This is a genomic window from Citrobacter youngae (assembly GCF_003818115.1).
Taxonomy (GTDB): Bacteria; Pseudomonadota; Gammaproteobacteria; order Enterobacterales; family Enterobacteriaceae; genus Citrobacter; species Citrobacter youngae.
The window spans coordinates 225,001-238,719 of record NZ_RPOI01000008.1 but is presented as its reverse complement, the minus strand read 5'-3'; the positions used below and the strand labels follow the sequence as shown (position 1 = coordinate 238,719).

Here is a 13,719-nt window from a genome sequence, read left to right as displayed (position 1 = left end):
ATTGCAAGGTGATGGTGTTATTTTAGATAAGCACGCAGAAGATGGCCGATTTCAGCCATGCGCACAGCACGCTGGTCTGGGGTAGTCTCCCCGCTGACCAGTTCATCTTTCAGGTGGATCTCAACCATTTCGCCCATCAGGCCATTGGATGCGCCGCGCACAGCGGCAATTTGTTGCAGGATCGCCAGGCATGGTTCGCCAGATTCCAGTGCGCGCTCAAGCGCATCAACCTGACCGCGAATACGGCGTACACGGGTGAGAATGCGTTTCTTATCTTCAGGTGAATGCGGCATACGCCCTCCAGATACTATAGGGGGGTATACTATCAGAATTTTTATGTAATTGTAAAAAAATAACATCTATTTAATGAGGGGGTGACGACCAGACCTCGTCAGATGAGACCTGGTCGCCAGGTCACTGAATGGCTTTCTGAACTAATTTTTCCAGATTTTTTAAGGGTTGAATTGCCGCAGTTAGTCCGGCATTTTTAGCCTCTTTCGCATGATCAAATTCTCCAAACAAAACAAGATTATTACTCTCAATGGCAGCTATAAGATGCTCACTGGTCTGCTGGTAATTATAAGTACTATACGTTTTGATCATGGTATTCCCGGTGTTGGCAGCATGACTGGTTACCGTCATAAGCAGATACAGTGCAGCTGTAATAAATATATTTTTTATAGATCGAAGCATCACAATATCCTTAATTTAACGATAGTCTGGAAAGCTATCTAAGACCAGCGGATACTTTGCCGGTATAATCTCTCTCATGCTGATTATGTGCAAGAATACATTTGGCCGAATGCACCATCGCAATAAGACCCGCAGCCATCATTATCATGTCTTTTAAAACCAGTCGCCCGGCACCAGAAAGATAGGGAAATCCGGTATGAGCATCCTGGCCACTTACCCATGTTTCTGGTGTAAATATCAGGAATGTCAAAGTGACAAAAGGAGTTAAGAAGGCAAGTGTTGCCCCCCAAAAGCCGATTTTTGGTGATACATAATGAGCAAGAATTAATAATGAAAAAATGACTTCAACAATACCAAGTCCGGTAGAGTACCCATAAGTATTATTCGTATGATGCCATGCGCGGTTAGCCTCTATTAATTCGCCCTCATGGTTCATAAACTGAGTATAATTACTCGGATCGTTATAAAAGAAAGACATAAATGGGCTATTAGCTACAAAAGGAACAATGCTATCTGCTTCATAGGGAATGAACTTCAACAATCCTATCCACATAAATACAATGGCAATAGAAATGCGACAAAGATTTATTCCCACGTTTTCTTTCGTTGAAACATATTGGTATAGTTTATCCATCATATCCAGAAGTCCTGTGTTGTAGAAATCACGACCTTTATAGCCTTGTTATTTATATGCCTATATGTTCAGGAATCTATAATTTTTGTTTGATCGTCTGGAAAGGTCAAAATATAGACTATGGATAAGTTCGGTTGAGTGGAATGAACTCCTTGTCTTTCGGTTTGGCTATCAAACTACTCGCAACAAATCGTTGTATAACATGGTGAACGCATGTCTCTCTTCATCGCCCACGGTTGCTGTATCCCTTATCCGGCAAAGTAGAGCATTCCTTTACCCTTTTCAGCATTAAGCGTATCCAGATATCTCCATCAGTTTATCGCTGTTATGCCGCGGGAGGTTGTCGTCAAAAAGATTCAGTTCGCCGTGCGTACCGGCAACCAACCTGACATGATCAATTTTTACCAATCCATACCCCCAGGCTTACAGCACTAATACCCTCTCACGTCAATAACCACTAAAAGTTAATGGTTTATAAAACAATTTAACCTTACAATAACCATACTTTTTCATGTCTTAAGTTTAAGCTGGAGAAAAAAATGGAGCTCAGCCGGAGGCAGTTCTTTCGAATCTGCGCGGGCGGTATGGCAGGAACAACTGTTGCATCTCTCGGATTCTTATCATCTTTTTCCGTTCACGCGGAAACCCGTCAATACAAACTCTTAAAAGCAAAAGAGACACGTAATAACTGTACGTACTGCTCAGTAGGCTGCGGCATGCTGATGTACAGCCTTGGCGATACAGCCAAAAACGTCAAAGAAAGTATCTACCATATTGAAGGCGATCCGGATCATCCGGTGAGCCGTGGATCGTTGTGCCCTAAAGGCGCTGGCGTGCTGGATTACATTCATAGTGAAACCCGTCTGCAGTATCCCGAATATCGTGCACCGGGTTCGGATAAATGGCAGCGCATTAGCTGGGATGATGCGATCAATCGTATTGCCCGACTCATGAAAGATGATCGTGATGCCAACTTTATTGAGAAAAATGCCCAGGGCGTTACCGTCAACCGGTGGTCCACTACGGGCATGCTATGTTCCTCAGCGGCAAGCAATGAAACCGGGATTCTGGACGGTAAATTCACCCGTAGCCTCGGGATGGTGGCCATCGACTGCCAGGCACGCCTGTGTCACGGGCCAACCGTGTCAGCGCTGGCTCCGACCTTTGGGCGCGGTGCAATGACCAACAACTGGGTCGATATTAAAAATGCCAACGTAGTGCTTATTATGGGCGGCAATGCCGCTGAGGCACATCCGGTAGGCTTTAAATGGGTGGTCGAAGCGCAAACTAAAAACGACGCCACCGTAGTGGTAGTCGACCCGCGCTTTAACCGTAGCGCCGCGGTCGCCGATCTGTATGCGCCAATACGCGCAGGTTCCGACACCGCATTCCTGCTCGGTGTAATCCGTTATCTGCTGGAAAACAACCAGGTGCAGCACGACTATGTGCGCCACTACACTAACGCCAGCCTTATAATACGTGATGACTATCAGTTCGACGACGGCTTGTTCAGTGGCTATGACGACAAAAAACGCCAGTACGATAAATCGAGCTGGTTCTATCAGCTTGACGAACAGGGTAATGCCCTGCGTGATGAAACATTGTCTCATCCACGCTGCGTGTGGAATTTGCTGAAAGCCCACGTCGACCGCTATACGCCAGAAATGGTTAACCGGTTGTGTGGGACCTCAGTGGCAGATTTCAATCGTATCTGCGAAATTCTCGCCAGCACCAGCGTGCCGGACCGCACCGCCACTATCCTGTATGCGCTGGGGTGGACACACCACTCCGCCGGGGCACAGATTATCCGCGCCGCCGCTATGCTCCAGTTGCTACTGGGCAATATAGGCATGGCGGGCGGTGGCGTTAACGCCTTACGTGGCCACTCCAATATTCAGGGCTATACCGATCTTGGCTTGTTGTCGACGAACCTGCCGGGCTATATGCCGCTGCCGTCGGAAAAACAGCCAGACTACCAGACCTATATTTCGCAAATCACGCCGCCTGCGCTAGGCGTGAATGAGGTCAATTACTGGCAAAATACGCCGAAGTTCTTTGTTAGCATGATGAAAAGTTTCTGGGGCGACAATGCAACAGTGGAAAATAACTGGGGCTACGACTGGCTACCTAAATGGGATCGCCTGTATGACGTAATGACCCAGGCTGAATTGATGCTCGAAGGGAAGATTAATGGTTACATCGTTCAGGGCTTCAATCCGCTGGCGGCGTTTCCAGATAAAAACAAATCAACTCGCGCGCTTTCAAAACTGAAATATATGGTGGTTATCGATCCGCTGGTCACTGAGTCGTCCAATTTTTGGCAAAATCATGGCGAGATGAACGATGTAAACCCGGCAGATATTCAGACCGAAGTTTTCCGCCTGCCCTCTTCCTGCTTTGCTGAAGAAAATGGTTCAATCGCTAACTCCGGGCGTTGGTTGCAGTGGCACTGGGCTGCGGCAGAACCACCAGGTGAAGCCTTACATGACGGGAAGATCCTTGGGCGCCTGTTTATGCGCCTACGCGAGCTGTATCAGCAGGAAGGTGGAGCGAATCCGCAACCCTTGTTGAATATTGCCTGGAATTATAAAGATCCATACGACCCACACCCAGAAGAGATTGCGCGTGAAGCTAATGGCCAGGCGCTTGAAGACCTTTATGATGACAAAGGCCAGCTTATAGCCAAAAAAGGCCAGCAGCTCAGCAGTTTTGCACAGTTGCGCGATGATGGCTCGACCAGCAGTTTCTGCTGGGTCTACTGCGGAAGCTGGACAGAACAAGGCAACCAGATGGCCAATCGCGACAACAGCGATCCGTATGGTCTGGGCTGCACACCGGGCTGGGCGTGGTCATGGCCTGCCAACCGCCGTATTCTCTACAATCGCGCTTCGGCCGACCCATCAGGAAAACCGTGGGATCCCAAACGTGTCCTGCTGCATTGGGATGGCAAAAAATGGGCCGGTATGGACGTAGCCGACTACGGCCAGGCCGCGCCGGGCAGCAACGTTGGTCCGTTTATCATGAACCCGGAAGGTGTAGCGCGTCTGTTCTCCATCGACAAAATGAACGACGGACCATTCCCGGAACATTACGAACCCATTGAGTCGCCTATTGGTACCAACCCGCTGCACCCGGATGTTGTATCCAGCCCGGTTGCGCGTATCTACCATGACGATATCGCCAATATGGGTAAAGCGGATGCCTTTCCGTACGTCGCCACCACTTACTCCATTACCGAACTGTTCCGCCACTGGACCAAACATGCGCTGCTCAACGCCATCGCTCAACCCGATCAATTCATCGAAATCGGTGAGGCGCTGGCGAGCAAAAAAGGCATTGCGGCAGGTGATACGGTGAAAGTGATGTCGAAACGCGGCTTTATCAAAGCGAAGGCGGTGGTCACCAAACGTCTGCAAACGCTGACGATCGATGGTAAGCAGGTCGATACTATCGGTATCCCTTGTCACTGGGGCTTTGAAGGCGCCACACGCAAAGGGTTCCTCGCCAATACGTTAACGCCATCGGTGGGTGACGCGAACTCGCAAACACCGGAGTATAAAGCGTTTCTGGTCAACATCGAGCGAGCGTAAGGAAAGGAACTCATGGCTATGCAATCACAAGATATTATTAAACGCTCGGCGACGAACAGCATCACGCCGCCGCCCCAGGCACGGGATTACCGTGCAGAAGTGGCAAAATTAATTGATGTCACTACCTGTATTGGCTGTAAAGGCTGTCAGGTCGCCTGCTCAGAGTGGAACGATATTCGCGATGAAGTGGGCTACTGCAACGGCGTCTACGACAACCCGACCGATCTCAGCGCTAAGTCCTGGACGGTGATGCGCTTTAGCGAAACCACCCAGAACGACAAGCTGGAATGGCTGATCCGCAAAGACGGCTGCATGCACTGCGCCGATCCCGGCTGTTTGAAAGCCTGTCCATCCGCTGGAGCAATCATTCAGTATGCCAACGGGATTGTCGACTTTCAGTCTGAGCACTGCATTGGCTGTGGCTATTGCATTGCTGGCTGCCCGTTCAATATTCCGCGACTTAATCCCGAAGATAACCGGGTCTACAAATGTACGTTGTGCGTTGACCGGGTGAGTGTAGGCCAGGAACCAGCCTGCGTGAAAACTTGCCCGACCGGCGCTATCCAGTTTGGCACCAAAAAAGAGATGCTCAATGTAGCGGAAACTCGCGTGGCGCAGTTGAAAAAACGCGGCTATGCCAATGCGGGCATCTACAACCCGCAAGGGGTCGGCGGCACCCACGTGATGTATGTACTTCATCACGCGGATCAACCATCGCTGTACCACAATCTGCCGGATGAGCCCAAAATCGCCGCACCAGTGAACCTCTGGAAGGGGATTTTAAAACCACTCTCCGCCGCCGGATTTATCGCCACCTTTGCCGGGCTGATTTACCACTACGTGGGAGTCGGCCCAAACAAAGAGACGGATGATGATGAAGAGGAGAACGGTCATGAGTAAAAGCAAAATGATTCTGCGCACCAAATTCATCGACCGTGCTTGTCACTGGACGGTGGTAATAAGCTTCTTCCTGGTGTCGCTTTCCGGTATTGCGCTGTTCTTCCCGACGTTGCAATGGCTCACCGAAACTTTCGGTACACCGCAAATGGGGCGAATTCTACATCCGTTTTTCGGGGTGATGATTTTCATCGTGCTGATGTTTATGTTCGTCCGTTTTGTACACCACAACATTCCCGATAAACAGGACCTTCCCTGGATTAAAGGGATCGTTGAGGTACTTAAAGGCAATGAGCATAAAGTCGCTGATGTGGGGAAATACAACGCAGGGCAGAAAATGATGTTCTGGAGCATCATGAGCCTGATTCTGGTATTACTGATTACCGGCGTTATTATCTGGAGGCCCTACTTTGCCCATTATTTCTCAATTAACATTGTTCGTTGGAGTTTGTTAATCCACGCGACAGCAGCCATTGTGCTGATCCACGCCATTCTGATCCATATGTACATGGCGTTTTGGGTAAAAGGTTCAATTAAAGGGATGATCGAAGGGAAAGTAAGTCGACGCTGGGCGAAGAAACACCATCCTCGCTGGTATCGTGAGGTTGAACTTACTGAAGAAAAAGCACCAGAATTAGAGTCTAAATAAAATCAATAAGACCGCTGTTATTCAGCGGTCTTATTCTCTCAATTACCCAGTGATATGCTGCGGCGCTGCGAGACCTGATTATCAAGCGAATAAAAAGGCTCTCCATTCAATAATGAACAACCCCTACCCCACGCGCAGCAAATCACTGTATCTCGTGGTATAACGCGGCGAAAGCATGTCTCGCTTCATCGCCCACGGTTGCTGTATCCCTTGCCCGGCAAAATAGAGCGTTCCTTTCCCCTTTTCAGCATTAAGCGTATCCAGCACGCCCATCAGTTTATCGCTGTTACGCCGTGGGCGGTTGTCATCAAAAAGATTCAGCTGTGCAACACCTGAGCTAAAAAAATCGCCCAGCATGACCCCTGCTTTTTGATAACGTAGCCCCTCTCGCCATATTGCGTCCAGGCTACATGTGGCCGCCCTTATAATTTCCCGACTATCCTGGGTTGGTGTCAGCAGTTTTATCGATGCGCTGTTACCGTAATACGGTTCATTCAGGGAAAATGGGCTGGTTTTGATAAACGTAGAGATAAACCGACAGAACTGGTGCTCTCTGCGCAGCTTTTCCGCAGCACGTGAAGCATAGGTACAAATTGCCTCTCTCATCGCGTTGTAATCCGTGAGTTTTTCACCAAACGATCTTGAGCAGATAATTTCCTGCTTAACTGGCGCAAACTCCTCCAGCTCCAGGCAAGGTTCACCGCGCAATTCCCGCACAGTGCGCTCAAGCACAACGTTGAAATGTTTGCGGATAAAGCGAATATCGGTATCTGCCAGGTCGCAGACCGTTTTAATGCCCATAGCGTCCAGTTTTTTACTGATACGGCGTCCAACACCCCAGACTTCATCAACCGGGAGCGCAGTCATCAGCTTACGCTGACGCTCAATATTCGAGAGATCCACCACCCCGCCAGTCTGTTCCTGCCACTTTTTGGCAGCATGGTTAGCCAGCTTGGCCAGGGTTTTGGTCTGGGCGATACCAACCCCAACCTTGAGGCGTGTTTTCTGTAAAATGGTTGCTCTGATTTCCCGACCAAAATCCGTAAGGTCCCGGCAGTTTCGCACGCCCGTTAAATCGCAAAAGGCTTCATCAATACTGTACATCTCCACGCGCGGCGACAACTCCTCCAGAATCGACATCACCCTGCTGCTCATATCCGCATACAATTCGTAGTTCGAACTAAAACAGAACACGCCATAACGCCTGAACAGATCTTTCTGTTTGAAATACGGTGCGCCCATATTAACGCCAAGCGCTTTTGCCTCCGTGCTACAGGCAATGACACAGCCATCGTTATTTGAAAGAACGACAACGGGTTTGCCCTTCAGATCGGGCCGGAATGCCGACTCACAGCTGGCATAAAATGAATTAACATCCACCAGGGCAAACATAATCAGCCCACGGCTTTAACGATAAATGTCACCACACCAAATATATCCAGCGTGTCCTCGCTGCTAATCATGATCGGCGCGTAGGTGCTGTTCTCTGGCTTCAGCATGATAACTGGGTGTAATTGCAGACGTTTAACGGTGAATTCGCCCTCAATAGCGGCAATAACGATATCTCCATGGGCAGGCTTTCTGGCGCTGTCGACAATCAGCAAATCGCCCTCGCCGATCCCCGCGCCCCTCATGGAGTCGCCAGATGATTTAACAAAATAGGTTGCGCTGGGATGCCGTACCAGCAGGTCATTGAGGTCGATACGTTTCTCAACGTAGTCCTGCGCCGGAGATGGAAAACCGCAAGGCACAAGATCGCTAAATAGCGGAAAGTGTTTAACTTCGCGGCGTTCCGCAGGCTGGAAAAACAACATAATAATCTGCCTCTCATTAACTGTATTTATATACAGTAGTTTTAATAAGGACAGCGATCAAGTGACAAGTGTGGCGAATTGAGCGTTGTTTAACCATCTTGTCGATAAGCTTTTATGATGTCTGGAAAAATAATCGGCTAAAAAAATGCCCCACATTTGCGGGGCATTACCTCAGGAGCGTTTTCGCGGCATCATGCGCAACAACGTATTATCCTTCCAGAAATAGTGATGTAGCAGAGCCGCGGCGGCATGCAGGCCAATGACAAAATAACCCAGGTTTGCCAGCGTTTCGTGCCATGATTTCAGCATATCGGCCAGTTCAAAATTGGCTTCTGCCGCATGTGGCATAACAATGCCGAATGCAACCCACGGATTTCCCCGGTTATACATCATCACCAGGCCAATAATCGGCAGCGCAATAAACAGCAAATAGATAACCAGATGCCCCAGATGCGCCATGCCTATCATCATCGGCTTCGGTTTTGGTTCAATCGGTGGTGCCGGATACTTAAGTCTGACCAGCAGACGCGCCACCATCAACGCTAAGATTGTGATACCACAGGAAACATGCACCATGTTGAACCCGGGACGATAGCTGCGCGGAAAAAATCCGCGAAACTCCATGGCACTGTAGGCCACAATGACCAACAAAAAGACCAGCCAGTGAATGCCAATTTGCAGGCCAGAATACTTCTTCCCCATAACACTTCTCGAATAAAAACAATAATGCGTCAACATAACGGGCTTTTGTTAAAAATTCATTAAGTTTTGTTCACCCATTTTCAGTCAGTTACGTTTAACCGCAAAAACAGCTATTGCCGCGGATGCCTGACTGGACTATGCCTGGTAGGGAAAATATGTCGTACCGTCTCATCCTGACAGGAGAAAACCATGAATAAAATTGGCATTAACGGTTTTGGTCGTATCGGTCGTCTGGTATTGCGTCGGCTACTGGAGGTCAAAAGCAGCGTGGAGGTCGTCGCTATCAATGACCTCACCTCACCGAAAATCCTCGCTTATCTGTTAAAACACGATTCAAACTACGGCCCGTTTCCCTGGAGCGTCGACTTTACCGAGGACGCACTGATTGTCGATGGTAAAAAAATTGCCGTTTACGCCGAAAAAGAGGCAAAAAATATTCCGTGGAAAACGACTGGCGCAGAGATCATCATCGAATGCACCGGTTTTTATACCTCAACAGAAAAAGCCAACGCGCACCTGGATGCCGGGGCCAAAAAAGTGCTGATATCCGCCCCGGCTGGGGATATGAAAACCATTGTCTTTAACGTCAACGACGACACGATGGATGCCAGCGATCGGATTATCTCTGTCGCGTCGTGCACCACCAACTGCCTGGCGCCGATGGCAAAAGCGCTGCATGACAGCTTCGGTATTCAGCTTGGCACCATGACCACTATCCATGCTTACACCGGAACGCAATCACTGGTTGATGGCCCTCGCGGGAAAGATCTGCGCGCCTCACGCGCGGCAGCAGAAAATATCATTCCTCATACCACCGGTGCGGCGAAGGCGATTGGTCTGGTGATCCCGGCCCTGAGCGGGAAATTAAAAGGCCACGCCCAGCGTGTTCCGGTAAAAACCGGATCCGTTACGGAACTGGTGTCGATTCTGGGTAAAAAAGTCACTGCGGAAGAGGTTAACGACGCGCTGAAAAAGGCAACGCTGAACAATGCATCATTCGGCTATACCGACGAAGAAATTGTCTCGTCAGATGTCATTGGCTCACATTTCGGTTCAGTATTTGATGCAACACAAACCGAGATCACCGAAGTGGGCGATCTGCAACTGGTAAAAACCGTGGCCTGGTACGATAACGAGTACGGTTTTGTCACCCAACTTATCCGTACGTTGGATAAATTTATCACGCTTTAGTGTTATGGCGGAGGATCGCCTCCGCCTCGTTTCATTTCCCGCTAATTCAATACGTTGTGAGTCTCTCCCCGTTTTCAACCCATTAAGTGTGCTATAGCTAACCTTTGCCACAAAGGGAGCACAGTAATGGAAGCACTGAGTCGAGAAACGTTAGAAACTATGATCGCGCAAGCCGTTGCCCACGCCGCCACCGTCTCAGTCTGGCCAATGGGTGAAGCCCCCGGAGCAAAAAACAGCGATGCGGTATTTACCCCCGAACCCAGACATACGGGAACCTCTCATTACGATCGTGCGGTAACCGGTATTCGTGCCCCAGAAATCACCGTCTACGCCCCCGCAAAACCGAATGGTGTGGGAATACTTGTCACCCCCGGCGGCTCTTATCGACGCGTAGTGCTGGACAAAGAAGGTAGTGCGCTGGCGCCCTTTTTTAATGCCCGCGGTTATACTCTGTTTGTCATGACCTATCGCTTGCCGGGGGATGGTCACGAGGAAGCGTCAAACGCACCGTTGGCCGATGCCCAACGCGCTATGCGCTACATTCGGGCTAACGCACATGAATGGGGAATCGATCCTTATCGTATCGGTATACTGGGCTTTTCCTCCGGCGGTCATGTGGCAGCCAGCCTGGGAACACGTTTTGCTGAATCGGTTTATACGCCCCTCGATAGCGTAGACGAACAACCCGCCCGCCCCGCGTTCATGGCGCTGGTCTATCCGGTGATTAGCCTGCGTGAGAATATCGCTCACCCAGGCTCTCGCCTTGAATTAGTTGGCACGACCCCCGAAGAAAAGGACCTGCACCGCTATTCACTTGAAGAACGAGTTGAGAACACAACGCCGCCGACATTCCTGCTACACGCCATTGACGATCCGGCGGTGAAGGTAGAAAACAGCCTGGTCTTCTTTAATGCGCTACGTGAGCAGGGCGTTCCGGTCGAAATGCATCTGTTTGAACGCGGTAAGCACGGATTTGGTATTCGCGATGCGCAAGGGTTACCGCTGGCCATCTGGCCGGAAATGATGATGAACTGGGTAGCCACTAAAGTGTGAGGATGGCGCCGGGTGGCGTACAGACTCACCCGGCGAAAAACTTAGGACTGCAGATACACCACTTGCGTTTGCAGGTATTCGTTCAGACCATGTTTACCATCAGCCCCGCCAATCCCGGACTTACGCCAGCCAGCGTGGAAGCCCTGCATCGCCTCGAAGTTTTCTCGATTAATATAGGTTTCGCCAAACTTCAGCCCTTTAATCGCTTTCATCGCCGTATTCAGATTCTGTGTGTAAATCGATGAGGTCAGGCCGTAGTCGCTGTCATTAGCCATCGTCAGCGCCTCTTCCAGCGTATTAAACGCCACCACTGGCAGCACAGGACCAAACGTCTCCTCGTGCATAATCGCCATCTCCTGACGTACGTCTAACAGTAACGTCGGTGGATAGTAATAACCTTTGCCGGCAACGGATTTACCGCCCAGAACCACTCTGGCCCCTTCCTGCACTGCGCGCGCCACTTTCTGTTCCACACGTGCCAGCGCAGCCGCATTAATGAGCGGCCCCATCGCGATGTCATTACGCTCTGCCGGATTGCCAAACTGGACGGCTTTCATTGCCTCTCCCAGACGATTCACAAACTGGTCATAGATACCTTTCTGGACATACACGCGTTCGGCACAGTTGCACACCTGACCGGTATTGATCACCCGCGAGTCAACAATAGACTTCACTGCCAGCTCAAGGTCAGCATCGTCCATGACGATTGCCGGCGCTTTGCCGCCCAGCTCCAGACATACCTTAGTGATATTTTTCGCTGCCGCAGCCATGATTTTCTCGCCCGCCACAACGCTGCCGGTCATGCTCACCATCGCCACCTTCGGGTTTCCGGCCAGTTCCTGACCGACCGTTTCACCGCGTCCCAGCACCAGATTAAAGACCCCGCGCGGTAAACCAATGTCATCAACAATTTTGGCAAAGGCGATGGCGTTATTCGGTGTGAATTCACTCGGCTTAATGACAATGGTATTCCCCGTCAGCAAGGCGGGAGCCAGTTTGCGGGCAATCAGGAAAAACGGGAAGTTCCACGGCAGAATGCCCGTCGTCACGCCCAGTGCACGCTTAAACAGCAGGATATTCTCACCCGGGCGGTCGCTTTGCAGGATCTCGCCTTCATAGCGACGCGCCCACTCAGCCATGTAATCGATATAGTCGGCGGTAAACGCGACTTCAACGTCAGCCAGTTGTTGAATTTTTCCACCTTCCGCCACAATCAACGCGCTGATTTCAGCGGCTCGCTGACGGATGCCCGCAGAAATTTTGCGTAACCAGTTCGCCCGTTCAATAGCAGGCAGGGCTTCCCATTGCGGCTGAGCACGCTGTGCGGCATCGATCGCTTTACGCGCATCTTCAGCGCGTCCATCGGGAATACGCGAGATCAGCTCTTCGGTCGCTGGATTGATGACATCAATCCAGGCATCGTCGTGCCAGGTCACAAACTGCCCATCAATATACATAGGATGTTGTACGGGTACTGACATGCGCTTCTCCTGTGATTGATTTGTTTTTAACAAGTAAAACTATTGTTAATTAATACCAATCATGCATGACGCATTACTGCTGGAATTGTCGTTCTGTGAGCCGCTTCATAAAAGCATCTGGTAATGCCATGGCGGAGGGAAAAAACAGGCAGGATTTATGCCCGTTTGCGGCAAAATGCCGACAAACGGGCAGCAAAGATTACAGCGATCGGCTCGCCAGCAGGTCAGTCAGCGCCGTATCGTTTTGCAGATGCAACCATGCATCCTCAACATTCTGCGGAATATCAACATGGGCGATAAAATCACGACCACGAGGGCCATAGCCGGTTGCATCATCGCGCAGTCTCGGCAATTCGCCGGTAATCAGTGAAAGATAGCGATCCACAGACCACAGCCCCTCCGCAGTTGGCGCGAAATCCACACCACCGTTCTGTAGAGTCAACTCAGGGATAAAACCGGGAAAACTCAACCAGCGCGGCGCCTGCAGAAAATCACGGGTTACACGCTGAAACGTCGCCATCGTGCGGCGTTGCATTGTAGGGTCCTGCACCACAATGACCGTGTGAATATTTTCTGTCGCCTGGTTCAGTAAGGCACAGCTAAAGCGTGCATTCTCACCGCAGTTTGTTGACTGGTCTTCCACCCAAATCGTCTCACCCGGAATTTGCCAGAACTGGTGCGCAATATCAGCCAGGATCGCAGCTTCTGCTCGTCCGCTGGTGCGGATGATGTTATAGCGAGGATGCTCTGCAATCGCGTCATACAGAAAGCGCGTAGAATGACCGATGCCACCGCTAATCAATAAGGGAACCTGTTGTTCTTTCGCGATCCGACAGGCGGCGTCGATGGTCGGAATAACCGCGTTGCCCGCCAGAATCACGCAGTCTGACTGAACGGTGATGTTCTCCATAAAATCATTCTGCGCCAACCATCGCCCTACGGTATTTATCGCCGCAAGGGTGGCTGCGGAAAGTATCGGGAACTGACTCATACTCATAACTCCTGGTGTTTATTC

General features: G+C 50.4%; 13 protein-coding genes and 1 pseudogene. 5 read left to right on the top strand and 9 right to left on the bottom strand.

Features of this window, described 5'->3' with window-relative positions; genetic code table 11:
* Positions 1–17 precede the first annotated feature (17 nt).
* The 4 genes and pseudogenes from EHN13_RS08085 to EHN13_RS08070 all read right to left on the bottom strand — a co-directional run.
* Complete coding sequence (locus tag EHN13_RS08085; protein ID WP_003833178.1) at positions 18–293, bottom strand: metal/formaldehyde-sensitive transcriptional repressor; 276 nt, start codon at positions 291–293, stop codon at positions 18–20.
* A 121-nt stretch (positions 294–414) separates the two neighbouring features.
* Entirely contained in the window at positions 415–693 is a 279-nt protein-coding gene (locus tag EHN13_RS08080; protein WP_053065219.1) for a DUF302 domain-containing protein, read from the bottom strand.
* Between the two features lie 34 nt (positions 694–727).
* Positions 728–1,327, bottom strand: a complete 600-nt coding sequence (gene rclC / locus EHN13_RS08075; RefSeq protein ID WP_232034716.1) for a reactive chlorine resistance membrane protein RclC — start codon at positions 1,325–1,327, stop codon at positions 728–730.
* Between the two features lie 176 nt (positions 1,328–1,503).
* A pseudogene (locus tag EHN13_RS08070) lies at positions 1,504–1,575 on the bottom strand (DUF4113 domain-containing protein); the annotation flags it as partial.
* Positions 1,576–1,866: 291 nt separating this feature from the next.
* Here EHN13_RS08070 and fdnG point away from each other — a divergent pair.
* The 3 genes from fdnG to fdnI are packed head-to-tail and all read left to right on the top strand — an operon-like array spanning position 1,867 to position 6,463.
* Positions 1,867–4,917, top strand: coding sequence for a formate dehydrogenase-N subunit alpha (gene fdnG, locus EHN13_RS08060; RefSeq protein WP_124021179.1), 3,051 nt, complete (start codon positions 1,867–1,869; stop codon positions 4,915–4,917).
* Between the two features lie 12 nt (positions 4,918–4,929).
* Positions 4,930–5,817 carry a formate dehydrogenase subunit beta gene (gene fdxH / locus EHN13_RS08055; protein ID WP_003020306.1) on the top strand — a complete coding sequence of 296 codons (888 nt, stop codon included), beginning with the start codon at positions 4,930–4,932 and terminating at the stop codon, positions 5,815–5,817.
* Entirely contained in the window at positions 5,810–6,463 is a 654-nt protein-coding gene (gene fdnI / locus EHN13_RS08050) for a formate dehydrogenase-N subunit gamma (protein ID WP_003020312.1), read from the top strand. The genes fdxH and fdnI overlap by 8 nt, the downstream gene beginning before the upstream one ends.
* Before the next feature lie 123 nt (positions 6,464–6,586).
* On the opposite strand, the gene EHN13_RS08045 is transcribed toward fdnI, so the two are convergent.
* The 3 genes from EHN13_RS08045 to cybB all read right to left on the bottom strand — a co-directional run bounded on the left by EHN13_RS08045 (position 6,587) and on the right by cybB (position 8,979).
* The gene (locus tag EHN13_RS08045) at positions 6,587–7,855 is read right to left on the bottom strand and encodes a Y-family DNA polymerase (protein ID WP_124021178.1); all 1,269 of its coding nucleotides are present in this window, start codon (positions 7,853–7,855) and stop codon (positions 6,587–6,589) included.
* A 2-nt stretch (positions 7,856–7,857) separates the two neighbouring features.
* Complete coding sequence (locus tag EHN13_RS08040) at positions 7,858–8,277, bottom strand: translesion error-prone DNA polymerase V autoproteolytic subunit (protein ID WP_101743031.1); 420 nt, start codon at positions 8,275–8,277, stop codon at positions 7,858–7,860.
* A gap of 171 nt (positions 8,278–8,448) precedes the next feature.
* Positions 8,449–8,979 (bottom strand): cytochrome b561, encoded by a 531-nt coding sequence (cybB, locus tag EHN13_RS08035; protein ID WP_048211572.1) that lies wholly within the window; start codon positions 8,977–8,979, stop codon positions 8,449–8,451.
* 189 nt (positions 8,980–9,168) lie between these two features.
* Between cybB and gap the strand changes: the two genes are divergently transcribed.
* Both gap and EHN13_RS08025 read left to right on the top strand, forming a co-directional pair.
* Positions 9,169–10,170: a type I glyceraldehyde-3-phosphate dehydrogenase gene (gene gap, locus EHN13_RS08030; RefSeq protein ID WP_086523686.1), complete on the top strand. Its 1,002-nt coding sequence runs from the start codon at positions 9,169–9,171 to the stop codon at positions 10,168–10,170.
* A gap of 126 nt (positions 10,171–10,296) precedes the next feature.
* Positions 10,297–11,223: an alpha/beta hydrolase gene (locus EHN13_RS08025; protein WP_061067965.1), complete on the top strand. Its 927-nt coding sequence runs from the start codon at positions 10,297–10,299 to the stop codon at positions 11,221–11,223.
* Positions 11,224–11,264: 41 nt separating this feature from the next.
* On the opposite strand, the gene aldA is transcribed toward EHN13_RS08025, so the two are convergent.
* Both aldA and EHN13_RS08015 read right to left on the bottom strand, forming a co-directional pair.
* A complete protein-coding gene (gene aldA / locus EHN13_RS08020; RefSeq protein WP_124021177.1) occupies positions 11,265–12,704 on the bottom strand; it encodes an aldehyde dehydrogenase in 1,440 nt (479 codons plus the stop codon).
* Positions 12,705–12,903: 199 nt separating this feature from the next.
* Positions 12,904–13,701, bottom strand: coding sequence for a YdcF family protein (locus EHN13_RS08015; protein WP_170927359.1), 798 nt, complete (start codon positions 13,699–13,701; stop codon positions 12,904–12,906).
* Positions 13,702–13,719: the final 18 nt, after the last annotated feature.

Bases quoted from the DNA above. Each gene is read 5' to 3' on its own strand.
- EHN13_RS08085 (WP_003833178.1), bottom strand. From the start codon at position 293: ATGCCGCATTCACCTGAAGATAAGAAACGCATTCTCACCCGTGTACGC.
- EHN13_RS08080 (WP_053065219.1), bottom strand. From the start codon at position 693: ATGCTTCGATCTATAAAAAATATATTTATTACAGCTGCACTGTATCTG.
- rclC (WP_232034716.1), bottom strand. From the start codon at position 1,327: ATGGATAAACTATACCAATATGTTTCAACGAAAGAAAACGTGGGAATA.
- fdnG (WP_124021179.1), top strand. From the start codon at position 1,867: ATGGAGCTCAGCCGGAGGCAGTTCTTTCGAATCTGCGCGGGCGGTATG.
- fdxH (WP_003020306.1), top strand. From the start codon at position 4,930: ATGGCTATGCAATCACAAGATATTATTAAACGCTCGGCGACGAACAGC.
- fdnI (WP_003020312.1), top strand. From the start codon at position 5,810: ATGAGTAAAAGCAAAATGATTCTGCGCACCAAATTCATCGACCGTGCT.
- EHN13_RS08045 (WP_124021178.1), bottom strand. From the start codon at position 7,855: ATGTTTGCCCTGGTGGATGTTAATTCATTTTATGCCAGCTGTGAGTCG.
- EHN13_RS08040 (WP_101743031.1), bottom strand. From the start codon at position 8,277: ATGTTGTTTTTCCAGCCTGCGGAACGCCGCGAAGTTAAACACTTTCCG.
- cybB (WP_048211572.1), bottom strand. From the start codon at position 8,979: ATGGGGAAGAAGTATTCTGGCCTGCAAATTGGCATTCACTGGCTGGTC.
- gap (WP_086523686.1), top strand. From the start codon at position 9,169: ATGAATAAAATTGGCATTAACGGTTTTGGTCGTATCGGTCGTCTGGTA.
- EHN13_RS08025 (WP_061067965.1), top strand. From the start codon at position 10,297: ATGGAAGCACTGAGTCGAGAAACGTTAGAAACTATGATCGCGCAAGCC.
- aldA (WP_124021177.1), bottom strand. From the start codon at position 12,704: ATGTCAGTACCCGTACAACATCCTATGTATATTGATGGGCAGTTTGTG.
- EHN13_RS08015 (WP_170927359.1), bottom strand. From the start codon at position 13,701: ATGAGTATGAGTCAGTTCCCGATACTTTCCGCAGCCACCCTTGCGGCG.